This window comes from Devosia naphthalenivorans (assembly GCF_003056355.1).
Lineage (GTDB): Bacteria > Pseudomonadota > Alphaproteobacteria > Rhizobiales > Devosiaceae > Devosia > Devosia naphthalenivorans.
In genome coordinates this window covers 1-21,936 of record NZ_PYVW01000032.1, presented here as the reverse complement: position 1 = coordinate 21,936, position 21,936 = coordinate 1, and the positions used below count along the sequence as shown (strand labels likewise).

Annotated in this window: 24 protein-coding genes; 13 read left to right on the top strand and 11 right to left on the bottom strand. The window is 61.9% G+C overall.

Translation table 11 applies throughout. From position 1 onward, the window contains the following. On the bottom strand, nucleotides 1-274 hold a 274-nt coding region (locus tag C8264_RS21700), incomplete at its 3' end, for a helix-turn-helix domain-containing protein (protein WP_162783794.1). Nucleotides 275-465: 191 nt separating this feature from the next. Continuing rightward, on the bottom strand, nucleotides 466-1,503 hold the full coding sequence (locus C8264_RS21695; RefSeq protein ID WP_108463068.1) for an aldo/keto reductase: 1,038 nt from the start codon (nucleotides 1,501-1,503) through the stop codon (nucleotides 466-468). Between the two features lie 82 nt (nucleotides 1,504-1,585). Here C8264_RS21695 and trhO point away from each other — a divergent pair, with 82 nt between their 5' ends. Together trhO and C8264_RS21685 are read left to right on the top strand one after the other, a co-directional pair. Beyond that, the gene (gene trhO, locus C8264_RS21690; protein WP_108463070.1) at nucleotides 1,586-2,605 is read left to right on the top strand and encodes an oxygen-dependent tRNA uridine(34) hydroxylase TrhO; all 1,020 of its coding nucleotides are present in this window, start codon (nucleotides 1,586-1,588) and stop codon (nucleotides 2,603-2,605) included. 47 nt (nucleotides 2,606-2,652) lie between these two features. Then, complete coding sequence (locus C8264_RS21685) at nucleotides 2,653-4,275, top strand: GMC family oxidoreductase (RefSeq protein WP_108463067.1); 1,623 nt, start codon at nucleotides 2,653-2,655, stop codon at nucleotides 4,273-4,275. Here C8264_RS21685 and C8264_RS21680 read toward each other — a convergent pair. After that, entirely contained in the window at nucleotides 4,272-4,625 is a 354-nt protein-coding gene (locus tag C8264_RS21680; RefSeq protein ID WP_108463066.1) for an HU family DNA-binding protein, read from the bottom strand. The genes C8264_RS21685 and C8264_RS21680 overlap by 4 nt on opposite strands. A 211-nt stretch (nucleotides 4,626-4,836) precedes the next feature. Between C8264_RS21680 and rirA the strand changes: the two genes are divergently transcribed. Further along, on the top strand, nucleotides 4,837-5,298 hold the full coding sequence (gene rirA, locus C8264_RS21675) for an iron-responsive transcriptional regulator RirA (RefSeq protein ID WP_108398435.1): 462 nt from the start codon (nucleotides 4,837-4,839) through the stop codon (nucleotides 5,296-5,298). Nucleotides 5,299-5,555: 257 nt separating this feature from the next. Next, a complete protein-coding gene (locus C8264_RS21670; protein ID WP_108463065.1) occupies nucleotides 5,556-7,370 on the top strand; it encodes an ABC-F family ATP-binding cassette domain-containing protein in 1,815 nt (604 codons plus the stop codon). Here the strand turns inward: C8264_RS21670 and C8264_RS21665 are convergent. Further along, nucleotides 7,367-8,419: a LacI family transcriptional regulator gene (locus C8264_RS21665; RefSeq protein ID WP_245893436.1), complete on the bottom strand. Its 1,053-nt coding sequence runs from the start codon at nucleotides 8,417-8,419 to the stop codon at nucleotides 7,367-7,369. The two genes, C8264_RS21670 and C8264_RS21665, sit on opposite strands and share 4 nt — an antisense overlap. A 507-nt stretch (nucleotides 8,420-8,926) precedes the next feature. Between C8264_RS21665 and C8264_RS21660 the strand changes: the two genes are divergently transcribed. Then, the gene (locus C8264_RS21660; RefSeq protein ID WP_108463064.1) at nucleotides 8,927-9,148 is read left to right on the top strand and encodes a hypothetical protein; all 222 of its coding nucleotides are present in this window, start codon (nucleotides 8,927-8,929) and stop codon (nucleotides 9,146-9,148) included. A 56-nt stretch (nucleotides 9,149-9,204) separates the two neighbouring features. Here the strand turns inward: C8264_RS21660 and C8264_RS21655 are convergent, their stop codons facing one another. From C8264_RS21655 to C8264_RS21640, 5 genes are read right to left on the bottom strand one after another with little or no spacing between them, the layout of a single operon-like run. After that, nucleotides 9,205-9,399 carry a hypothetical protein gene (locus tag C8264_RS21655; protein WP_108463063.1) on the bottom strand — a complete coding sequence of 65 codons (195 nt, stop codon included), beginning with the start codon at nucleotides 9,397-9,399 and terminating at the stop codon, nucleotides 9,205-9,207. After that, entirely contained in the window at nucleotides 9,386-9,532 is a 147-nt protein-coding gene (locus C8264_RS22430; RefSeq protein WP_205245761.1) for a hypothetical protein, read from the bottom strand. Before C8264_RS22430 ends, C8264_RS21655 begins: the two co-directional genes overlap by 14 nt. A gap of 60 nt (nucleotides 9,533-9,592) precedes the next feature. Continuing rightward, nucleotides 9,593-10,159, bottom strand: a complete 567-nt coding sequence (gene phnN / locus C8264_RS21650; protein WP_108463062.1) for a phosphonate metabolism protein/1,5-bisphosphokinase (PRPP-forming) PhnN — start codon at nucleotides 10,157-10,159, stop codon at nucleotides 9,593-9,595. A gap of 3 nt (nucleotides 10,160-10,162) precedes the next feature. Then, nucleotides 10,163-11,293, bottom strand: coding sequence for an alpha-D-ribose 1-methylphosphonate 5-triphosphate diphosphatase (locus tag C8264_RS21645; protein ID WP_108463061.1), 1,131 nt, complete (start codon nucleotides 11,291-11,293; stop codon nucleotides 10,163-10,165). After that, entirely contained in the window at nucleotides 11,290-11,979 is a 690-nt protein-coding gene (locus C8264_RS21640; RefSeq protein ID WP_108463060.1) for a DUF1045 domain-containing protein, read from the bottom strand. The genes C8264_RS21645 and C8264_RS21640 overlap by 4 nt, the downstream gene beginning before the upstream one ends. A 111-nt stretch (nucleotides 11,980-12,090) precedes the next feature. On the opposite strand from C8264_RS21640, the gene C8264_RS21635 reads away from it, so the two are divergent. Beyond that, entirely contained in the window at nucleotides 12,091-13,344 is a 1,254-nt protein-coding gene (locus C8264_RS21635) for a glycerate kinase type-2 family protein (RefSeq protein WP_108463059.1), read from the top strand. Nucleotides 13,345-13,422: 78 nt separating this feature from the next. Next, nucleotides 13,423-14,361: a Gfo/Idh/MocA family protein gene (locus C8264_RS21630; protein WP_108463058.1), complete on the top strand. Its 939-nt coding sequence runs from the start codon at nucleotides 13,423-13,425 to the stop codon at nucleotides 14,359-14,361. A gap of 91 nt (nucleotides 14,362-14,452) precedes the next feature. Here C8264_RS21630 and C8264_RS21625 read toward each other — a convergent pair whose 3' ends face one another. Together C8264_RS21625 and C8264_RS21620 are read right to left on the bottom strand one after the other, a co-directional pair. Then, a complete protein-coding gene (locus C8264_RS21625; RefSeq protein ID WP_108463057.1) occupies nucleotides 14,453-15,391 on the bottom strand; it encodes an aldo/keto reductase in 939 nt (312 codons plus the stop codon). 26 nt (nucleotides 15,392-15,417) lie between these two features. Beyond that, on the bottom strand, nucleotides 15,418-15,924 hold the full coding sequence (locus C8264_RS21620) for a hypothetical protein (protein ID WP_162783841.1): 507 nt from the start codon (nucleotides 15,922-15,924) through the stop codon (nucleotides 15,418-15,420). Nucleotides 15,925-16,171: 247 nt separating this feature from the next. Between C8264_RS21620 and C8264_RS21615 the strand changes: the two genes are divergently transcribed. The 6 genes from C8264_RS21615 to C8264_RS21590 form a co-directional block, all read left to right on the top strand. Beyond that, nucleotides 16,172-17,767, top strand: coding sequence for an ABC transporter substrate-binding protein (locus C8264_RS21615; protein WP_108463055.1), 1,596 nt, complete (start codon nucleotides 16,172-16,174; stop codon nucleotides 17,765-17,767). Nucleotides 17,768-17,949: 182 nt separating this feature from the next. Beyond that, on the top strand, nucleotides 17,950-18,957 hold the full coding sequence (locus C8264_RS21610) for an ABC transporter permease subunit (protein WP_108463054.1): 1,008 nt from the start codon (nucleotides 17,950-17,952) through the stop codon (nucleotides 18,955-18,957). Beyond that, a complete protein-coding gene (locus tag C8264_RS21605; RefSeq protein WP_108463053.1) occupies nucleotides 18,958-19,863 on the top strand; it encodes an ABC transporter permease subunit in 906 nt (301 codons plus the stop codon). It abuts the gene before it with no gap. Between the two features lie 3 nt (nucleotides 19,864-19,866). After that, on the top strand, nucleotides 19,867-20,709 hold the full coding sequence (locus tag C8264_RS21600; RefSeq protein ID WP_108463052.1) for an ABC transporter ATP-binding protein: 843 nt from the start codon (nucleotides 19,867-19,869) through the stop codon (nucleotides 20,707-20,709). Nucleotides 20,710-20,712: 3 nt separating this feature from the next. Beyond that, nucleotides 20,713-21,543, top strand: coding sequence for a dipeptide ABC transporter ATP-binding protein (locus tag C8264_RS21595; RefSeq protein WP_108463051.1), 831 nt, complete (start codon nucleotides 20,713-20,715; stop codon nucleotides 21,541-21,543). A gap of 119 nt (nucleotides 21,544-21,662) precedes the next feature. Next, on the top strand, nucleotides 21,663-21,936 hold a 274-nt coding region (locus tag C8264_RS21590; protein ID WP_162783794.1), incomplete at its 3' end, for a helix-turn-helix domain-containing protein.

The window sequence follows — 21,936 nt, the reverse complement described above, 5'->3', positions numbered from 1 at the left end:
AATCCCTGACCGTTATGGCCAGCGCCGGCTGGCGCGCCAACTTGTGGCGGGCATCCCAGCGCCGGCGCCGCGCCGCCAGACCATCCGCCCGCTCGCCATCATAGCTCCCGCGCCAATGCCTGGTGGGCCTGCCATTGCGCCCCAACTCACGGCTGATGGTTGAGGCCGAACGCCCCAGCATCTGGCCGATCGCCTGCATCGAGAGCCCCTTGCGCCGCCCAATGTCGATCTCAACCCCCTCCCGCAGGCTCAACTGCTCATACAAAGTTCCCATCGCACCAACACCATAGCAGGTGTTGCACTTGTGGCGTGAGTCGAGGGAATCCCACCTTTGTGCCGAAGGGAAGTGAGATTCCCGCTTTCGCGGGAATGACGCGGCGAAACTGACAGGTCGGCAAAAGTCCAAGGCGAACACTCCCTCCAAGGGGAGGGAGGCACCACCTGCCGATCCGGCGGGCGTGACGCCTAGCGCAGCCAGCCGCTAGGGCGGGGCTGCAGTTCCATCTGCCCACCCTTGGTCGCTTCGTCGATCGCGGCGATTTCTTCGGCGCTCAGATCGAGATTGTTGAGCACGCCTAGGTTGTCCTTGAGCTGGTCAAGATTGCGCACCCCGACCAGCGCCGAGGTCATCTCCGGACGCCGCAGCACCCATGACAGCGCCAGTTGCACCATGGATTGACCGCGCGCCCGGGCAATCTCGCCGACCTTGTCTACGGCTTCGAGAACCCGCGGCTCGATATGGCTGGCGCGGAGCGATCCGTTCGGGTTCTCCCCACGTGTGCCGCTCGTTTTGCCGGAATTGTACTTGCCCGAAAGCACACCCTGCGCCAGCGGGGAGAAGGCGATAACGCCGATGCCAAGCTCGCCACAGGCATCGATCGTGCGGTCGTTCTCGATCCAGCGGTTGATCATCGAATAGCTGGGCTGGTGAATGGTCGTCGCGACCCCCATCTCCTTGAGGATGCGGTGGGCCTCGCGCGTTTCCGCTTCCGGATAGCTTGAAATGCCGACATAGAGCGCCTTGCCCTGCCGCACCGCATGGGCCAGCGCGCCCATGGTTTCTTCCAGCGGCGTCTCAGGATCGTAGCGATGGGAATAAAAGATATCGACATAGTCCAGCCCCATGCGTCTGAGCGATTGGTCCAGACTCGCCAGCAGATATTTGCGACTGCCGAATTCGCCATAGGGGCCGGGCCACATATTGTAGCCGGCCTTGGTGGAGATGATCAGCTCATCCCGATAGGGCCGGAAGTCGCGCGCCATGACCTGGCCGAACAGCTCTTCGGAAGACCCTGCGGGAGGGCCGTAATTATTGGCCAGGTCGAAATGGGTGATGCCATTGTCGAAGGCATATCCCAGGATTTCCATGGCAGAGGGATAGTCGCGCGTGCCGCCAAAATTCTGCCAGAGGCCCAGGCTGATCACCGGCAGTTTCAGTCCGGACCGGCCGGAGCGGCGATATTGCATGGTGTCATAGCGTGCCGTATCGGCCCGATAGGTCATGGTGTCCTCCAACGATTTCTCGATTTGGCCGCGCGTGCGGCAGATGGTATGAGCCAGGCCGATGACCGGACTGCGTGATGTTATGAGCCCCAATCTGCCCCAAGCCAATCAACCATACAAGGTCATGGCGATCTATAAGTTCGCCGATCTGCCGGATGCCGAGGCGATCCAGCCCGTGCTGGCAAAGTTCTGCTGCAGCCACGGCATCAAGGGCACGCTGATCCTCGCGCCGGAAGGCATCAACGGCACCGTGGCCGGCACTCCCGAGGCAATCGACGCCCTGGCCGCCGAATTGTTCGAAGGCACATTGTTCAGCGGCCGGCTGAGTGGCGCCGAGGTTAAATACTCCACTGCCGAGGCCATGCCGTTCCTGCGCATGAAGGTTCGCCTCAAGCCCGAGATCGTCACCCTGCGCGCGCCGGAAGCCAATCCATCGCGGCAGGTGGGCACCTATGTCGAGCCGGAAAACTGGAATGCGCTGATCGAGCGCAACGACGTGGTGCTGGTCGATACGCGCAACGACTATGAAGTGGGGCTGGGAACCTTCCAGCGTGCGCTGGACCCGGCAACCAAGACATTCACCGAGTTCAAGGACTATGTCGAGGAGCACCTCGATCCGCAGCGCGACAAGAAGGTGGCGATGTTCTGCACCGGCGGTATCCGTTGCGAGAAGGCGTCGTCCTACCTTTTGAGCAAGGGCTTCGAGGAGGTGTTTCACCTCAAGGGCGGCATTCTCAAATATCTGGAAACCGTTCCGGAAATCGAAAGCCGCTTTGCTGGCGAGTGTTTCGTGTTCGATGAGCGCGTGTCGGTGGGTCATGGGCTGGCCGAAGGCGACGCAACGCTTTGCCGGGCCTGTCGGCATCCGCTGACGGCAGCTGACCGAGCCGACCCTGCCTTCCAAGAGGGCGTTGCCTGCCCACACTGCTCCGGTGATGCCGAAAAACATGCGGCGGCGGCTGAGCGGCAACGCCAGATCGATCTTGCCCGGCAGCGCGGCGTGGCGCACCTTGGCGATGAAGCAGCGGCCCTGGCTGCGCAACGCAAGGCACAGAAAAAGGCCCAGGCTGAAGCCTCGCGCCTGCGCAACAAGACGGGCTGATCAGGCCGCAACAACAAGCGGCGAATGGGCGAGGGGGAGCGGCTCAAGTGGAATATGACTTTGTTATCGCTGGCGGCGGCTCTGCAGCCAGCGTTGCCGCCATGCGCCTGGTCCGCGATTTCGGTTTCACCGTGCTACTTCTGGAGCGCGGCCCCGCCAGCACCAACCGCATCATGGCCATGCCGGCCGGATACATGAAGTTCCTGGCGCGAGACGACTATCTCGAAATGCACAAGACCGTGCCACAGCCGCAACTGGGCGGCCGGGCACCGATCGTTCCGGTCGGCAAGGCATTGGGCGGCGGCAGCGCGGTCAACGCCATGGTCTATATGCGCGGGCAGGCCGACGATTATGATGGCTGGGCGGCGAGCCTGGGCAACAGCCACGACTGGTCCTACCAGGACATGCTGCCCCATTTCACCGAACTTGAGGCCAATAGCCGGCTTAGTGACCAGTTCCACGGCACCGCGGGCAATCTGCGCGTGTCCGACCCGGGCCATGTGACCGGCACCACGCAGGACTTCCTCGCCGCAGCACAGGCGTTGGGACATGAACATAACCCCGATTTCAACGGCGCCCGCCAGAGCGGCGTCGGCATCATGCAGCATACCTATGGTCAGTGGGGGCGCTACAAGGAGCGCTCGGACGCCAAAAAAGCGTTCCTTGACCCGCTGGCCGCCGACAAGCGGCTGACCATCATCACCGGCGCGCGGGTGGACCGCATCATCATCGAAGATGGCCGCGCCGTGGGCGTCGCCTATACACGACAGGGGCAGGCCCACACCGCCCGCGCGGGCAAGGAGGTGCTGGTGGCGGTAGGCACCTATAACAGCGCCAAGCTGATGATGCTGAGCGGCATTGGGCCCGCCGATCACCTGCGCGAGCACGGCATCGAGGTACTCGCCGATCTGCCCGGCGTCGGTCAGAACCTGCAGGACCACCACGAAGTCCCGGTGATCGCGACGACCAAAGCCCCGTCCGGCTATTTTGGGCAGGACAAGGGCTGGCCGATGATCCGCAATGGCCTGCAATATCTGCTGTTCAACTCCGGACCCGTTACCACCACCGGCATCGAGGCCTGCCTGTTTTTCGATCCGAACGGGGGCGATCGTCCGACGATCCAGCTCTACTGCGCGCCGATCGTTTATCTGGATCGGGACGTGAGCGCGGCCAAGCCGACCTGGGGCGTGACCTTCACCTCATGCCTGCTGCGGCCGAAGGCGCGCGGTTCGGTCACGCTTCGCTCCGCTGATCCCGCCGACCAACCGCTGGTCGATTGCAACTTCTTCGGGCACCCCGACGATCTGCGACTGACCATCGCGGCCTTGGCGACGGCGCGGCAATTGCTGCAGACCGAGCCGCTCAAATCCAAGATCGCGGAAGAATTGCTGCCGGGTGCCGCGGTTATGGAAGATCCACAGGCGCTTGAGCGCTATTGCGGGCAGACCGTCAAAACCAACTACCATCCGGTCGGAACGCTGCGCATGGGAACGGAGAACGATCCGATGGCTGTGGTTTCGCCCCACCTCAAGGTGCGTGGGCTCGACGGCCTCAGGGTCATCGATTGCTCGATCATGCCCCAGATCGTCTCGGGCAACACCAATGCGCCCGCCATGGCGATTGGCAGCAAGGCGGCAAGTCTGATCGGGCAGGAATATGGCCGGGCCTAGCCGGCGGGCGGTGCATCTTGCGCCGGTTCGGCATGGGCCGGGCCTGCATCCGAAACAACGGCCTTGTCCGTCAAAGCCTGGCGTAGCTGCGCGCTGGGCGTAAAGATCACCGTATGGCGGGGCGAGATTACATGCTCGCTCCCGGTCCGGGGATTACGCCCGACACGCTGTGCGCGGGCCCGGACCTGCAATGAGCCAAAGCCGGTGAGCTTGACGTTCTTGCGCTCCATCAGCGCGGTGCCCATCAGCTGGAACATGGAATCGGCGATGGCAGCGATGTCGGTCTTGCTCAATCCCGTCCGCGCTGCTGCCACTTCGCTCAGTCCCGCACGTGTGATCGTATTGCCCATCTTTGCTCCCCTAACATAGGATAATTGATAAGAAGAACTTGACGTGTAGTCCAGAGGATCTGGATTCCTAACCTGAACTGCGAGTTCATGTTATGTTGACTTATTTTAGAATGGTTATAAGCTAGGACCATTCGTTAACGGCGGCAGGGCGTCGATTCTGCTCTTTTCGAGCGGCAATCGGCCCGACTTTCCTACCCATGAAGGCTCCAAAGTGAGACTAACCAGACAATCCAACTATGCCATCCGCACATTGGTCTACTGCGCCGTCAATGAGCCGGGATTGAGCCGGGTGGCCGATATTGCCAAGGCCTACAACATTTCCGAGCTGTTCCTGTTCAAGCTGATCAAGCCGCTGGTCGAGAATGGCTTGCTGGCGACGGTGCGCGGCCGGCATGGCGGCATCAAGCTTGGCAAGGCCGCCGAGGACATTACCCTTCTCGACACGATCCGCCTTACCGAAGAGAATTTTGCGCTGGCCGAGTGTTTCGAAGACGGCGCCGATTGCCCGCTGATCGGCGAGTGCGATCTCAATGGCGCCCTGCGTGAAGCCCTGGGCGCATTCTTCGAGGTGCTGGCGAGCTATACCATCGCCGATCTCGCCAGCAAGAAGCGCTCCATCCGTGATCGACTGGGCCTCTCCACACTGGAAGCCGTGATGGAGCCCCTGCACTAGGCTGGGCGAACTGTTCGTCGTATCCACGGCGTCATCTGCTCCTCACCCCCCAACGTGGTGGTCCAGGCGGATTTTAGAAATATGACTTTGACAGTCATGTTATGTTGTGGTTTTCTGTCGCCATAGCGCAGGACGCCGATCTTGTCCTGCGGCCGTGACGACGGGGGCTTGCTGCATCCGTCTCCCCGGGCAGGTCAGGGTCCTCAACGCCCTGACCTGCCTTTTCTTTCCCCCTTTCGTGTGATCTATCCGCGCTCATGGCTGCAGCACCCCTTCTTACGCTTCAAAATATTCAACTGACTTTCGGCGGCACGCGCCTGCTCGAAGGCGCCGAACTGATCGTTTCACCCGGCCAGCGCATCGCGCTGGTGGGCCGTAACGGCTCGGGCAAATCGACCCTGCTCAAGATCGCGTCGGGCGACGTGGCCTATGACGGTGGCGTGCGGTTCGTCGAACCCAGCGCAACACTGCGCTATCTGCCGCAGGAGCCCGATCTGTCGGCCTATGCGACGACCCTCGAATATGTCGAGGCGGGCCTGGGGCCGGGTGATGATGAATACCGCGCCCAATATCTGCTGAGCTCGCTTGGCCTGAGCGGCACCGAGGACCCCAAGAAGCTTTCAGGCGGCGAAGGCCGCCGCGCCGCCCTCGCGCGCGTGCTTGCCCCCAAGCCCGATATCCTGCTGCTCGACGAGCCTACCAACCATCTGGATCTGCCGGTCATCGAGTGGCTGCAGGCCGAACTCGATTCGCTGCGCTCGGCCATGGTGCTGATCAGCCACGACCGTCGCTTCCTTTCCGATCTGACGCGCTCGACGGTCTGGCTCGATCGCGGCGTTACCCGTCGGCTCGACAAAGGCTTCGGCGCCTTCGAAGCCTGGCGCGACCAGGTGCTCGAGGAAGAAGAACGCGACCGCCACAAGCTCAACCGCCAGATCGTGCGCGAAGAGCATTGGGTGCGCTACGGCGTCACCGCCCGCCGCAAGCGCAATGTGGGCCGCATGGAGCGCCTTTCCAATCTGCGCCAGGATCGTCGTGACCAGCGCCGGGTAGCGGGTTCTGTGAACATGCAGGTTTCCGAGGGCCGCACCTCCGGCGCCCTGGTGGTGGAAGCCGAAAATATCTCCAAGCGCTTCGGCGACCGGGTGATCGTGGAGGATTTCTCGACCCGCGTTTTGCGTGGCGACCGCATCGGCATCGTCGGCCCCAATGGCGCCGGCAAGACGACGCTGATCAAGATGCTCACCGGAACGCTGGCACCCGATAGCGGCACCATCAAGCTCGGCTCGGCGCTGGAACTCGCCATGCTCGACCAGGGTCGCGCCAAACTTCACCCCGAAACCCGCCTGCGCGAGGCGCTGACCGGCGGCGGTTCGGACACGCTCCAGATCAACGGCCAGCCCAAGCACGTCGTCGGCTACATGAAGGATTTCCTGTTCACCCCCGAACAGGCCCACACCCCAATCGGCAAGCTATCCGGCGGCGAGCGCGCGCGCGTGGCGCTGGCCCGAGCCCTCTCGCTCCCCTCCAACTTCCTGGTGCTGGACGAGCCCACCAACGATCTCGATCTGGAAACCCTGGATTTGCTGGAGGAAATGGTGTCCGAATACGCCGGCACCGTGATCGTCGTCAGCCACGACCGTGACTTCCTCGATCGCGTCGCAACCTCCATCATCATTGCCGAAGGCGATGGTGGCTGGACCGAATATGCGGGTGGCTATTCCGACATGGTCATCCAGCGCGGCGAAGGCGTGCAGGCGCGCGCTGCGGCCAACAAGGCACATCGCCCCGGTAAAACCTCAATGGCCCCGATCGCTGCGGCTCCCGCGCCCAAGCGCAAGATGTCGTTCAAGGAAAAGCACGCGCTCGAAACCCTGCCCAAGACCATCGAAAAGCTGGAAGCCGAGATCGCGGCGATCAACGCTGCCCTGACCGCCGCCAATTTCTACACCAAGGACCCCGAAGGCTTTGCCGCCAAGTCCAAGGCACTGATCGCGGCCGAGGCAAAGCGCGCCGCAGCCGAAGAAGAATGGCTGGAACTCGAACTCCTGCGCGAGGAACTCGAAGGCTAAGTCGCGCTGCCTTCCCAAGAAAACTGTGGCGCGGAGATAAACTGCAGGCCAGCCGGGTCGGCACCACCGATCCGCGCCAGCAATTGCGCACCCAATTGCTGGCCGGCCATCACGAAATCCTCGCGCACTGTTTCCGCGCCAGTCTGGAACTGGGCGAACATGGGGCTCGATTGCTTGCTGATGACGTGGGACAGCACGCCCACCGTCTTGCCCACTTCGTTGAGGCCGCCGATCACTGCGAGCGCCGACACTTCGGAGGCGCAGACCCAGCCGTCCGGGCCATCGGGGCGCTTGGACCGCTTCATGACATAGTTGCGGATCGCGTCACTCGGGCTTTGCAGGGTCACGTCGCTGGCAAATTCATGCGCGATACCGGCTTCATTGGCCGCCCGCGCTATCCCGTTCTTGAGATGGTCGGTATAGGTCAGCGCGCTTTCGGGCAGCACGATGGAAACCTTCTTGCACCCCTTCTGCACCAAGCGCTGCACGGCCCCATAGGCATAGGCTTCATTGTCGAAATCGACGAACGGATGCGCCTCGGGCCAGCGGCTTTGGCCGTGGCTCACAAAGGGGAAGTCGTTATCGAGCAGGAAACGGATGCGCTCGTCAAAGCTCTCGGCCTTGGAAAAGATCACCCCGTCCGCCATGCGGTTGCGCACGATGTGCCGGATCGGCTCCATGGGCGAGACGTTGCGAAACAGCGGCGTGATGACGAGGTGGAACGCAGTGTCACGCATCGCTTCTGTCAGCCCCGAGACGATGGACGTGCCGAAGCCATAAATCTGCTCGTCGGGCTCAAGCACCAGCGAAATCACGTTGGTGCGTCCAGTCTTGAGGCGGAGCGCCGCCCGGTCAGGCAGATAGCCGATCTCCGCGGCGATCTTTTGCACGCGCTCGCGCGTATCCTGTGCCAGTTCGGGAGCGTTATTGAGCGCCCGCGAAATGGTGGTCACCGCTAGACCAGTCATCTGCGCAATGGTTTTGAGCGTCGGCTTGCCTGATGGCTTGGCGCCGCGCTTGCCCGCTATGGCGGGCACGTCTTCGGACACTGTCTCGTTCCCCTCCGCCTGCGATATCGCTTTGGCGTCTTGCTTGGCCGGGAACATCAACAGATTGTTGCGCCAAGTTCAAGCACTGCCGCGTTGCTCCGGCCCCTCGACAAACATGATCGGAAATGCCCGGTTTTCTGAACTGCGCCGAAAGTAGGCATCGTTTTCTCTTTTTGTGCGATTGTAGCTGCCAGAGCCGCTAGCATTTACGCGCAAACGCGCTTATCTTGCCCTCGCATCGCCAACTGCCGATGTCTCGTCGTCAACCAGCAGGAAAGGAATGAAGATGACTCCATCTCTGACATTCACCATCCATGCAAGTTGCACGCTCGTACGTACCCACATGCAAATCGCCAAACGCTGGCAAGGGATTTGTCGCAACAAACGAATGTGACCTTCGTCACACCTTCGTCTTCTAGTTTCGATAAACCCCAGCGTTGACGGCCCGACGGTACACCAGTTGTCCGTCGCTTCAGCTGTCCTGACGCGCAAGTGGAGATTCCACCAATGCAGGAAAACAATATCAGTCGGGCCAAGGCCCAGAAGCCCATCGTGATCGAGGTCGCGGGCGAGCCGCTTGGCGTTGTCGTGCCACAGGCCGAGGGCTTCCGGTTCCTCGCCGTGAAGCTGCCCGCCTTCGCCATCGATGGTCAGCATTTCCCATCCGTCGAGAAGGCCCATCTGGCCGTGTCCCAGGCTGTCCGCGACCACGGCACCGACATCGCATAAAAAAGGCGAGGCTGAACTGCCTCGCCTCGTCATCTTTTCAATGCAGATTGCAACAATCAGTCATCGTTGGTGGCGTTGAGTTCTTCCGGGCGCTTGCCTTCGGATGGCGGCGCTTCTCGCTCAAGTGCATCCGCCACGGCTGCGGCCAGTGCTTCGATATCGGCCCCTGAAATGCCCTGCCGCCGCAGCTCCCGGCTCAGCGCATCGGCAATGGCGGCGTTATGGCCGTTGATGTGATTAACCATTGCCATCGATAGAGATCCCCCCATCATCGACCCGCACTTCGAGGCCGGGGCGGGACTGTTCCTGATACGTGTAGATGCCGAACCCCACTAGGACGACCAGCAGGATGGCGATGATGGCATATAACCCGTTGCGACTCATGAGAACTCCTGACGCTATCAGTAGGGAACGCGGCAAGGGCAGGGCTGGTTCAATTGCCGGTCAGTCCTGTGCGGCGATTGCTCTTAGCGCCATCACAAAGGCCGTAACCCCGATGGCGAGCGGCCCCGAATTGTCGATTATGATGGGATCGATACCTGCGGGCACCGCAGCACTTTCGCGCGCCAGCCGGGAGGTGATCTGGTCCGCATTCTCGCGCCCGCGCCGCATCAGGCGCTCGGCACGGCACGATATTTCCGCCGTGATCAGGAGCACCGCGCAGCTGGGATATTTGCTGCAGGCCCTGGCCACCACATGGCGCGAAACATTGGCCACCACCACCCGCCCCAGCGCCAGGTCGGTATCCACACTGAGCGGCAGCGCGTAGCGCAGATCATGGGCTTCCCAGGAAAGGGCGAAGCGGCCCGCCGCCTCCATCTGCCCGAAGGTCTGGGCGTCCATGCTGTCGTGGTCCTCGACTTCCACAGCCGCCGGACGCGTCACGATCCGGCGCACAAAGGTGAAGCGCTTGTCATTGCCAAGGGCCTGCCGCGCGCCGCCGATCAACGTGTCCTTGCCGACCCCCGAGGGACCCACGACCAGAACCAGTGCACCAAGCGGTCGCGCCATCGGTCAGCTCACCCTTTGGCCCTGGCGCCATACGCCGCGCACCACCGGCAAATCGCCAACCATCCGGACCCGCACCAGATCGCCTCGCTTGCCTATGGCGATTTCTCCGCGATCCTCAAGGCCGGCGGCCTTGGCCGGGTTGAGTGAGACAGTGGCCAATGCGGCGGGCAGGCTGATCTGCTCGAGCCGGCTCGGCAGGGCGAACGCTGCCTGCAACATGGCGTAGGGAACGTAGTCCGAACTCAAGATATCCAACAACCCCGCCTGCACCAGATCGGTCGCCGAGATATTGCCTGAATGCGAGCGGCCGCGCACCACATTTGGCGCGCCCATCAGAATCGCGAGGCCCGCGTCATGGGCAGCGGATGCGGCTTCCAGCGTGGTCGGGAATTCGGCAATCGCAACGCCGTCCCGCACCGATTCCTCGACCTGCTCGATGCTGGCATCGTCGTGGCTGGCAAGGGACAGGCCAAGCTCGCGCGCGCGGTCCGCGATGTGGGCCCGGTGCGGGGCGGCATAGCGTGCATGGTCGGTGAGCCGGTCGGCGATATACTGGTCCAGCTCGGCCTGGGTGCGGCCAATTTTGTAGAAGCGCTTGTAGTCCTCGATGGAGCGGAACTGGCGCTGGCCCGGCGTGTGGTCCATCATCGATGCCAGCCGCGTCAGGGGCAGGGTGGCATAGGTTTCGAACTGGCCGATCACGTCATGGCTGGGCAATTCACAGCGCAAATGGACAAAGTGCTCGGCCCGCAGCCAGCCGGCTTCGCTCGCCTTGGCAATAGCGCCGGTCAGCATGCCGACATGGGGCGCCATATCGGGCATGTCGGTGTCCGACCCGATGCGAACGGCATCGAACACGGTCGTTATGCCCGACGCCGCGATCTGGGCATCATGGGCATGCAATGCCGCCAGCGGGTCCCAGAACACGCCGGGGCGCGGGCGGTAATGATTTTCCAGATGGTCGGTGTGAAGCTCGACAAGTCCGGCAACAAGAAAGTCGCCCTCCATGTCCTCGCCAATTGTTGCGGGCCCTGCGTCCAGGCTGCTGATCAAGCCATCCTGAATGGCAAGGCTTCCCTCGATGACCTCGCCGGCCAGAACGATGCGGGCATTGTGCAGGGCCAGTGCGGTCATTGCGGCGCCCCCAGCTTGAAATCGGCCACGCGCCGGAAGGGCTTGCCCGTGTCCGGCTCCCAAAACAGCGACAAGCGATCGAGCAGCAGGGGCTCGTCAAGCACGGGACTGAACCAGGTCTGCGCCGCCTGTGCAATCTCGCCGGCATCCTCGGCGGCCAGCCGATCGCTCAGCGTCATATGAAAGCGGAATTCCTCGAACACGTAAGGGTAGCCATAACCGTCAAGCAGTTCGATCTGCCGCTCGGACAGCCCCTCCGAGCGGGCCGCGCGGTCCTTGATGGACATCGGAGCGCGGAAGGTTTCGAAATCCTCCACCACATGGGCGGCAAAATCCTGCAATTGCTCGTTGTCATCGACCAGCAGGGCGAGAAAACTGCCAAGCGACGCCAAGCGCGGCTTCCCCAGATCGACAGGGCTGTGTCGCTCGGCGAATGCTGCCAGCGCCGCGCGCAGATCCGCTTCGGTCGCACCATCGACCAGCGCCATCGGTGCCTTCAGGGTCGCGTGAAAGCCGTAGCGATTGGCCGATTGGGTCAGATTCAGCAGGCGGTCGCGGTCGATGCCGGCGACAGTGCCACTGAACAATTCACCATTGCTTGCATCGCGGCCGAGCCAGGTCGCGGCCCTTTCCCACAGATTGCTGGTGGCGGAAGGGGCGAAATAGATGGCGAATCGTTCTGTCATCGGAACTCCTTGCTCCAGCCGCTAGCCAAGTCTCATGTCGATCGTTTGACACTGGACCTGCTTCAATGGTGGCTATCCTTGCCGACAGCGAATCGCAAGCCGGGAGATCGCATGGACCGCCACCTGCTCGAACAGATGTTCCGCCAAGCCGTAGCGCAAGCCCAACCTGGACTGGCCGTCCGGCAGCACCTGCCGGAGCGTCCTGTGGGCCGTACGATCGTGGTTGGCGCGGGCAAGGCCTCCGCCCAGATGGCTCGTGCCCTGGAACAGGCCTGGGACGGGCCGCTCTCGGGCCTTGTGGTGACCCGCTATGGCTATGCCGAAAAATGCGATCGCATCGAAATCGTCGAAGCGGCCCACCCCGTGCCGGATGAAGCCGGGTTCCTCGCCGCGCGGCGCATCCTCGAAATGGTTTCGGGCCTCAGCGCCAACGATCTGGTTATTGCGCTGATTTCGGGCGGTGGCTCGGCTCTTTTGCCGGCGCCGGCGCCAGGGCTGACCTTTGATGATGAACAGACGATCAACCGGACGCTATTGGCCTCCGGAGCGCCGATTGGCGTCATGAACCTGCTGCGCAATCAGTTCTCGACCATCAAGGGCGGCCGGCTTGCCGCCCATTGTGCGCCAGCCCGGGTCGCGACCCTTGTGGTGTCCGATGTGCCCGGTGACGACCCCGCGCTCGTGGCCTCCGGGCCAACCATTCCCCTTGCCGGTACGCGCGAGCTGGCGCGGAAATATGCCAATCTTTATCGGCTGGACCTGCCGCCGCATGCTCATGCGCTGCTGGCCGGCGACGAAAATCTGGCGCCTCGGCCCGATGATCCGGTTTTTGCCCGCAACAGTGTTCGCACCATCGCTTCGGCCGCCCTCTCGCTGGATGCCGCAGCAAAGCTTGCGCGGGAGGCGGGGGTCGAGCCGGCAATCCTGTCCGATTCCATCGAGGGCGAATCCCGCGATGTTGCCCAGGTCCATGCCGCCATGGCACGGGAGATTGCCGCCCGCAACCGGCCGTTCACCAAGCCTTGCGTGCTGCTTTCGGGCGGGGAAACCACGGTGACCCTGCGCGGCAAGGGGCGGGGCGGGCGTAGTGCCGAATTCCTGCTAGCGCTGGCCATCGCCATCGACGGTGTTGAAACCATTTCCGCACTGGCCGCCGATACGGACGGCATCGATGGCTCGGAGGATAACGCCGGCGCCTTTGTCGATGGAACCACCGCAACCCGCCTGCGCAAGGCTGGTATCGACCCCTTGGCGGCCTTGGCCGGCAATGACGCCTATTCGGCTTTCGAGGCAATCGGGGACCTGCTGGTGACCGGGCCGACCGGCACCAATGTCAATGATTTCCGGGCCATCCTGGTCCGCTAGAAAAAATCATACAAATGCCCTTGGCAGAACCGGCTCGTCTCTGTTCTATACGCGGCACTTTCGGGGAGGAGCCAAGCCATGGCCAAACGCAAGATCGCCATCATCGGCGTGGGCAAGATCGCACAGGACCAACACCTGCCGGTGATCGACGCATCCGACGATTTCGAACTGGTTGCCACTGTCTCGACCCGTGGCATCGGCCACAATGGTGTCCCGGTATTCAAGACGCCAGGCGAACTCTATTCCGCCATGCCCGAGATCGATCTGGTGTCGATCTGCACGCCCCCCGGCATCCGCCACCAATATGTCCGCGAGGCGCTCGATGCCGGCAAGGACGTGATGATGGAAAAGCCACCCACCACCACGATTTCCGAATTGGACGACCTGATCGATCACGCCAGGCGGCTCGACCGGGTTCTCTACCAGACCTGGCACTCCCAATATAACGCCGCTGTCGATCGCACCCGCGACATCCTCGCCAGGGATGGCGTCAAGTCTGCCCGCATCGACTGGCGCGAAAGCGTCCGCAAATGGCATCCGGGCCAGGATTGGGTCTGGGAGCCCGGCGGGTTCGGCGTCTGCGACCCGGGCATCAACGCGCTTTCGATCTTCACCAAGGTCATGCCGTTCCCTGTGTTCGTCGAGAGCGCCCGGCTGACCTTCCCAGCCAACCGTCAGACCCCGGTCGATGTCGAGATCGGCTTCAAGTCCGGCCAGTTGCACAAGCCCGAACTGTCAGCCGGCTTCAACTGGCTCGAAGAGAGCGGCGAAATCTGGACCATCCGTTTCGAGACCGGAACGGGCGATATCCTCAAGCTCGAAGGCGGCGGGCGCAGCCTCAGTGTCAACGATGAACTGGTGCTCAAGCATGGGGACAGCGAATACGCAGCAATGTACGAGCACTTTGCAAGCCTGCTCGAGCAAAACCGAAGCAATATCGACGCCGCCCCCCTCCGCTTGATGAGCGATGTGTTCCTGATGGGCGCCCGCGTCAACGGCCCCGATTTCGAGTGGTGAGATTCCTCACACGGCCATTTCACCCACGGCGTCATTCCCGCGAAAGCGGGAATCTCACTGTGGATTCGGAATGACGCCGTATGAGATCAGCTTACTTCCCGGCCTCGGTAAGTGTCTGTAAATCCTCGTCACTCAGCTTCAACCGCACGCCCTTGGCGAGGCTCTTGACCTGCTCCACCGACGTCGCCGAGGCAATCGGGGCCGTAACCCCAGGCTGTGCCACGAGCCAGGCCAGCGAAACCTCCGCCGGGGTCGCATCATTGGCCGCCGCAACCTTGTCCAGAGCCGCAAGGATCGCCTCGCCCTTGGCATCGAAATAGCGCTCGACGCCACCGCCGCGGGCTGACTTGCCGATGTCGGCCTTGCTGCGATATTTGCCCGTCAGAAACCCCGAGGCGAGGCTGTAGTACACCACTGCCCCGAGATCGTTCTCCAGCACCGTGTCGCGCAGCGCTTCAAATTCTGCACGGTCATAAAGATTGTAGCGCGGCTGCAGGACTTCGTAGCGTGGCAAGGATTTGATGACCGAAACTTCGTTGGCCTCCTTGACCATGCCTGCAGTGTAGTTCGAAGCGCCGATCACCCGGACGCGCCCGGACCGGACCAGCGGGTCATAGGCGCCAAGCGTCTCCTCATGGGTCGCCTGATCATCCGGCCAATGGCTGAAATAGAGGTCGACATAGTCGGTCTGGAGCCGCTCGAGCGACGCGTCGAAGCTTTCCCGAATGGCGTCTGCTTTCAAGCCGCCGGGCGTTTTGTCCGAATTCACCTTGGTGAAGATGTGGACCGCCTCGCGATTGCCGCGGGCTTTCATCCAATTGCCGATGATGGTTTCGCTCATGCCGGGCGGATTGCCGGGCACCCAATTGGGATAGCCCTCGGCGGTGTCGATTGCTGTGAAGCCGGCCTCCACGAATGCGTCGAGGATCTCGAAGCCCTTCTGTTCATCCACGGTCCAGCCGAAGACATTGCCTCCCAGTACCAGGGGTTCGATGACGAGTTCACTGCGTCCGAGCGGGCGGCGGTCCATAAGGCTTCTCCATAGTGGTGTTGTCGTTAAACGCTGGGCGTGCCGATCGGTTCGACGGGCGGAGGATTGCGTGGCGCACACAATGCCAGTGCGCGGTTGATCGCATAGAGTGACCCATCGAGCGCGATATGGTTGTCCGGCATGGGTGAGCCGTCCTCTGGCTCAAGATAAGCCACGGCTCCATTGGCCAGATTATGGAGCACCCAGGAAAAATCGCCCACCAGCCGAGCCCCGTACGGCGCGGCGGCTTCCGCGTCGAACGAGCGTGTTTCCTTGTCGACGGTAATGGCCCAGCGTCCCGCATCGCTTTGCGGGCGGCTGGTATAAATATGAACCCCGGTGCTGAAATCATCCTCGCAGCGAACAGCGACACAGGCAAAGATTTCCGGCGTCGATTCCAGCCCACATCCGATCGCGGCACGATCGCCTTCCCCAGGAAGCGGGGAATAGGACCAGCCGGCCTGCTGGGCATTCGCTGGAAGACTGCAAAGTGCCCCCGCCAGGAGAAGGATGCTCGCTCGAAAAGGGCTCATGGACATCTACGAAAATGCGGCGGTATCGGCGCAAGGATGACCATAGGGGTACGGAGGTCAAGCCGACAAAGCTGCGGCGAACGGATCTTTCTACATCCGTCCATTCCTGTGGAATGTTCGTCCGGCTGTCATCAAGTTGACCAAATGGTCAAACTAGCCCATTGCGCTCCCCTGGATTCTACGCTTTGTTGGCGCCAAGCTCTGGTGGCAAGCCGGGTGCGTACAATATATTCGGGAGACAACATTCATGAAATTGATGAAATCGCTGTTTGCAGCGACCGCCATCGTGGCGCTGGCCGCTGGCGCCGCCCAGGGCAAGCAGCTCGTTTATTGCTCTGAGGCTTCCCCCGCACACTTCGATCCCGGCCCGCTGACTGGCGGTAACGACTTCGATGCGACATCGCACGCCATCTACAACCGCTTGGTCGAGTTCGTTCCCGGCGGCACCGAAGTGGCGCCGGCCCTGGCCGAGAGCTGGGAAATTTCCGAAGATGGTCTCGAGATCACCTTCAAGCTGCGTCCCGGCGTAAAGTGGCACACCACGCCCTATTTCACGCCCACGCGCGATTTCAATGCTGAAGACGTCGTCTTCTCCTTCGAGCGTCAGTGGAAGGAAGACAGCGTCTGGTACAATTACCTTGAAGGCATGACCTGGGATTACTTCCAGGGCATGGACATGCCCAAATACCTCAAGGAAATTGTCGCGGTCGATGATCTGACCGTCAAGTTCGTCCTCACCGAGCCAAATGCTCCGATGATCGCGAACCTGGCAATGGACTTTGCTTCGATCGTGTCCAAGGAATATGCGGACAAGCTCGAAGCCGATGGCAATCTGGCCGCGTTTTCGACCCAGCCGGTTGGCACTGGCCCCTTCATGTTCGTCGACTACCAGCTCGACACCGTCATTCGCTACCAGGCTTTCGCTGATTACTGGGATGGCAAGCAGCCGATCGACGATCTGGTGTTCGCCATCACCACCGATCCCTCGGTGCGCGCACAGCGTCTGCTCGCCGGTGAATGCGATATCATGCCCTATCCGGCACCTGCCGATATCGCCCAGTTGCAGAACGACCCGAACCTGACCGTGATGGAGCAGGAAGGCCTCAACATCGGCTACATGTCCTACAATGTGACCGAGCCGCCGTTCGACAACGTCAATGTCCGCAAGGCGCTGACCATGGCGATCGACAAGGCTGCCATCATCGAAGCGGTCTACCAGGGTGCCGGCCAGGACGCCAAGAACCTGATCCCACCCACCATGTGGTCCTATAACGACGCGATTCCCGCCGATGAATACAACCCCGAGGAAGCCAAGCGCTTGCTCGAGGAAGCCGGCGTCACCGACCTGACCACCGACCTCTGGGCCATGCCCGTGTCGCGCCCCTACAACCCGAACGCACAGCGCGTTGCCGAACTGATCCAGTCCGACTGGGCCGCCGTTGGCGTCAATGCCAATATCGTCTCCTACGAGTGGACCGAGTATCGCGAGCGCGGCAAGCAAGAAGACCGCAAGGGTCCGTTCCAGATCGGCTGGACCGGCGACAATGGTGATCCGGACAACTTCTTCGCCACCCTGTTCTCGTGCTCGGCCATTGGTGTGTCGAACTACTCGATGTGGTGCAACGACGAGTTCGAGGCCCTGATCCAGGAAGCCAAGACCACCTCCGACCAGGAAAAGCGCGCCGAGCTCTACACCAAGGCCCAGGAAATCTTCAAGGCTGAAGAGCCGGCCATGACGCTCGCGCACAGCCGTGTTTTCATGCCCATGAAGAAGACCGTCCTGAACTACAAGATGAGCCCGCTTGGCAACCACTCCTTCAAGGGCGTGGACATCCAGGAATAAGGCTTAGCCTTCGAGCAACAAGGGGAGCCTCGGTCTGGCAGATGCCGGAACGGGGCTCCCCGCTTTAGAGCGGGCAGAAGAGGCGCCGAACAGCGGCACCCGGCAAAATAGCTCGCCACTACAGGAAACGTGAACGGCTCACTGGCTTTTCAGGCCAGAGCCCAAGGGGTATAGACCCGCCCATGCTGAACTTCATTCTGCGCAGACTTGCGCTGATCGTGCCGACAGTGATCGGTATTTCCCTTTGCGCCTTCTTCTTCGTGCGCGTGCTTCCCGGTGATCCGATCCTGGCCATGGCTGGCCAGCACGGCGTGACGCCTGAACGCTACGAAATCCTGCGCGAACAATTTGGCTACAATCTGCCCATCTGGCAGCAATATCTGGACTATCTGGGTAACGTGCTGCAGGGCAATTTCGGTGTGTCGCTCTCGACCAAGCGCCCCGTGCTGACCGAATTTATGGCGCTCTTCCCGGCCACCATCGAATTGGCGCTGGTCGCCATGTTGTTCGCCGTCGCCGTCGGTATTCCCGCCGGCATCTTTGCGGCCGTCAAGCGTGGTTCATGGTTCGATCAGTTCACCATGGGTGTAGCGCTGACTGGCTATTCCATGCCCATCTTCTGGTGGGGCCTGCTGCTGATCATCTTCTTTTCCGGCTATCTTGGCTGGACGCCGGTGTCTGGACGCATTTCGCTCACGTTTTTCCTGCGGCCGATCACCGGCTTCATGCTGGTCGACACGCTCCTTTATGGCAACTGGCCGGCCTTTGTTTCGGCGCTGCGGCACTTGATCCTGCCGGCAATCGTGCTGGGCACGATCCCGCTCGCGGTCATTGCGCGCCAAACCCGTTCAGCGATGCTTGAAGTTTTGGGCGAGGACTACGTCCGCACCGCCCGCGCCAAGGGCTTGTCGCCACGCCGGGTCGTCAATGTTCACGCTTTGCGCAATGCGTTGATCCCCGTCGTCACCACTATCGGCCTGCAGGTCGGTCTGTTGCTGGGCGGTGCTATCCTCACCGAGACCATTTTCTCCTGGCCCGGTATCGGCAAGTGGATGATCGATTCCATCTCCAAGCGCGACTATGTCGTGGTGCAGTCGGGCCTGCTGCTGATCGCCCTCATCGTGATGGCCGTGAACCTGCTTGTCGATGTGCTCTACGCCGTCATCAATCCGCGCATTCGGGTGAAGTAAATGAGTGAGATCCAGGCAACCCCTGCACCCGTCAAGGCCGAGTTTGGCGCCGGCCTGCGCGAATTCTGGCACTATTATTCTGTCAACCGCGGTGCCGTCATCGGGCTGGTAGTTTTCACTCTGCTGGTGCTGATCGCCATTTTTGCACCGCTGATCGCTCCCCATTCGCCGGACCAGCAATATCGCGATGCGCTCCTCGTGCCTCCGATGTGGGACGCGATGGGTGATCCACGTTTCCTGCTGGGTACCGATCCCGTCGGCCGCGATATCCTGAGTCGCCTCATCCATGGCGCGCGCTATTCGCTCTTTATCGGGCTTTTCGTCGTTGTCGGCGCGCTCTTCGTGGGCGTCATCCTGGGCGTTCTGGCAGGCTATTTCGGCGGCTGGGTCGATGCCATGATCATGCGCGTCATGGACATCATCCTCGCCTTCCCCTCGCTGCTGCTGGCGCTTGTGCTGGTCGCGATCCTGGGGCCCGGTCTGTTCAACGCCATGGTGGCCATCGCCATCGTGCTGCAACCGCACTTTGCGCGCCTGGTACGCGCAGCGGTGATGGCCGAAAAGAACCGGGAATATGTGACTGCTGCCAAGCTCTCGGGCGCGAGTCATATCCGGCTGATGCTCATCACCATCCTGCCCAACTGCCTTGGGCCCCTGATCGTGCAGGCAACGCTGAGCTTTTCCAATGCCATCCTCGATGCCGCGGCACTGGGTTTCCTCGGCATGGGCGCGCAGCCGCCAACGCCTGAATGGGGCACCATGCTGGCCTCGGCCCGCGAGTTCATCCTGCGCGCACCGTGGGTCGTGACTTTTCCGGGCCTAGCGATCCTCATCACCGTGCTCGCCATCAACCTCATCGGCGATGGGATGCGCGATGCGCTCGATCCCAAGCTCAAGAGGAGCTGACCCATGCCTCTGCTAGACATCAAGAACCTGACCGTATCCTTTGACACTTCCGTCGGCCTGTTCAAGGCCGTGGATGGGATCGACGTCTCGGTCGACGCCCGCGAAGTGCTGGCCATTGTGGGCGAATCGGGCTCGGGCAAGTCCGTGGCCATGCTCGCCGTCATGGGACTGCTGCCGGCTACGGCCACGGTAACCGCCGACAAGATGGAGTTCGAAGGCCTCGACCTGCTCAAGATGAGCCGTGAAGAAAAGCGGCGCATCATCGGCAAGGATATTGCCATGATCTTCCAGGAACCGGTGGCGAGCCTCAACCCCTGCTTTACCGTGGGTTTCCAGATCGAAGAAGTGCTATCCAAGCATCTGGGCCTGACGGGCCGGGAGGCTCGCAGCCGGGCAATCGAGCTGCTGCAACTCGTCGGCATCAATGATGGCGCCGAACGGCTGGGCGCGTTTCCGCACCAGATGAGCGGCGGGCAATGCCAGCGTGTGATGATCGCGATGGCCATCGCCTGCAATCCCAAGCTGCTGATTGCGGACGAGCCCACCACGGCGCTCGACGTGACGATCCAGAAGCAGATCCTGGACCTGCTGGTGGCCCTGCAGGCCGAACATGGCATGGCGCTGATCATGATCACGCACGACATGGGGGTCGTCGCCGAGACGGCCGACCGCGTCATCGTGCAATACAAGGGGCGCAAGATGGAGGAGGCCGACGTGCTCTCCCTGTTTGAGGAGCCGAAGTCGAACTACACCAAGGCGCTTCTATCCGCCCTGCCGGAGAATGCCGTGGGTGACCGCCTGCCGACGGTGTCCGATTTCGTGTTCGAACCGGCGCCGGGAGTTTAGGCCATGGCGACACCTGTTCTTGAAGTCCGCAATCTCACGCGTGACTATGTCTCTTCCGGCGGTTTCCTGCGCCCCGCCAAGATCGTTCATGCCGTCAAGGGCGTGAGTTTTACCCTCGAGAAGGGCAAGACCCTGGCCGTGGTGGGTGAGAGCGGTTGCGGTAAATCCACGCTCGCTCGCATGATTACGCTGATCGACCCTGCCACTGCGGGCGAGATCCTGATCGACGGCGTTCCCGTTGATACCCGCCATGTGAGCCGCGAGATGCGCCAGAAGGTGCAGATCGTGTTCCAGAATCCCTATGGTTCACTCAATCCGCGCCAGAAGATCGGCGACGTGCTTGCCGAGCCATTGCTGCTCAACACCGATATGTCGGCGGCTGAGCGGCGCGAAAAGGCCATGGCCATGCTGATCAAGGTCGGCCTGGGTCCCGAGCATTTCAATCGCTACCCGCACATGTTCTCGGGCGGGCAGCGCCAGCGTATCGCCATTGCCCGCGCCTTGATGCTCAACCCCAGCTTCCTGGTGCTGGATGAGCCGGTATCGGCGCTGGACCTGAGCGTGCAGGCGCAGATTTTGAACCTGCTCAAGGATCTGCAGGACGAGTTCGGGCTGACCTATGTGTTCATCAGCCATGATCTGTCGGTGGTGCGCTACATCGCCGATGAGGTGATGGTAATGTATTTCGGCGATGTGGTGGAGCATGGCACGCGCGAGGCCGTGTTCGGCAATCCCCAGCACGCCTATACCCAGACCCTGTTTGCCGCCACGCCCAAGGCCGATGTGGGAAGCATCAGGGCGCGGCTGGCGAAGAAGGCGGCTCTGGCGGTTTAGGCGGCGTCCCGTCTGCGGCGTCATTCCCGCGAAAGCGGGAACCCCACTTTTACACTTCAATGAAGTGAGATTCCCTCGACTCACGCCACAAGTGCAACACCTGCTATGGTGTTGGTGCGATGGGAACTTTGTATGAGCAGTTGAGCCTGCGGGAGGGGGTTGAGATCGACATTGGGCGGCGCAAGGGGCTCTCGATGCAGGCGATCGGCCAGATGCTGGGGCGTTCGGCCTCAACCATCAGCCGTGAGTTGGGGCGCAATGGCAGGCCCACCAGGCATTGGCGCGGGAGCTATGATGGCGAGCGGGCGGATGGTCTGGCGGCGCGGCGCCGGCGCTGGGATGCCCGCCACAAGTTGGCGCGCCAGCCGGCGCTGGCCATAACGGTCAGGGATT

Coding starts and splice junctions, on each gene's coding strand:
- C8264_RS21695 (WP_108463068.1), bottom strand. CDS start 1,503: ATGACCTATCGGGCCGATACGGCACGCTATGACACCATGCAATATCGC.
- trhO (WP_108463070.1), top strand. CDS start 1,586: ATGAGCCCCAATCTGCCCCAAGCCAATCAACCATACAAGGTCATGGCG.
- C8264_RS21680 (WP_108463066.1), bottom strand. CDS start 4,625: ATGGGCAATACGATCACACGTGCGGGACTGAGCGAAGTGGCAGCAGCG.
- C8264_RS21670 (WP_108463065.1), top strand. CDS start 5,556: ATGGCTGCAGCACCCCTTCTTACGCTTCAAAATATTCAACTGACTTTC.
- C8264_RS21660 (WP_108463064.1), top strand. CDS start 8,927: ATGCAGGAAAACAATATCAGTCGGGCCAAGGCCCAGAAGCCCATCGTG.
- C8264_RS21655 (WP_108463063.1), bottom strand. CDS start 9,399: ATGGCAATGGTTAATCACATCAACGGCCATAACGCCGCCATTGCCGAT.
- C8264_RS22430 (WP_205245761.1), bottom strand. CDS start 9,532: ATGAGTCGCAACGGGTTATATGCCATCATCGCCATCCTGCTGGTCGTC.
- phnN (WP_108463062.1), bottom strand. CDS start 10,159: ATGGCGCGACCGCTTGGTGCACTGGTTCTGGTCGTGGGTCCCTCGGGG.
- C8264_RS21645 (WP_108463061.1), bottom strand. CDS start 11,293: ATGACCGCACTGGCCCTGCACAATGCCCGCATCGTTCTGGCCGGCGAG.
- C8264_RS21640 (WP_108463060.1), bottom strand. CDS start 11,979: ATGACAGAACGATTCGCCATCTATTTCGCCCCTTCCGCCACCAGCAAT.
- C8264_RS21635 (WP_108463059.1), top strand. CDS start 12,091: ATGGACCGCCACCTGCTCGAACAGATGTTCCGCCAAGCCGTAGCGCAA.
- C8264_RS21630 (WP_108463058.1), top strand. CDS start 13,423: ATGGCCAAACGCAAGATCGCCATCATCGGCGTGGGCAAGATCGCACAG.
- C8264_RS21625 (WP_108463057.1), bottom strand. CDS start 15,391: ATGGACCGCCGCCCGCTCGGACGCAGTGAACTCGTCATCGAACCCCTG.
- C8264_RS21620 (WP_162783841.1), bottom strand. CDS start 15,924: ATGAGCCCTTTTCGAGCGAGCATCCTTCTCCTGGCGGGGGCACTTTGC.
- C8264_RS21615 (WP_108463055.1), top strand. CDS start 16,172: ATGAAATTGATGAAATCGCTGTTTGCAGCGACCGCCATCGTGGCGCTG.
- C8264_RS21610 (WP_108463054.1), top strand. CDS start 17,950: ATGCTGAACTTCATTCTGCGCAGACTTGCGCTGATCGTGCCGACAGTG.
- C8264_RS21605 (WP_108463053.1), top strand. CDS start 18,958: ATGAGTGAGATCCAGGCAACCCCTGCACCCGTCAAGGCCGAGTTTGGC.
- C8264_RS21600 (WP_108463052.1), top strand. CDS start 19,867: ATGCCTCTGCTAGACATCAAGAACCTGACCGTATCCTTTGACACTTCC.
- C8264_RS21595 (WP_108463051.1), top strand. CDS start 20,713: ATGGCGACACCTGTTCTTGAAGTCCGCAATCTCACGCGTGACTATGTC.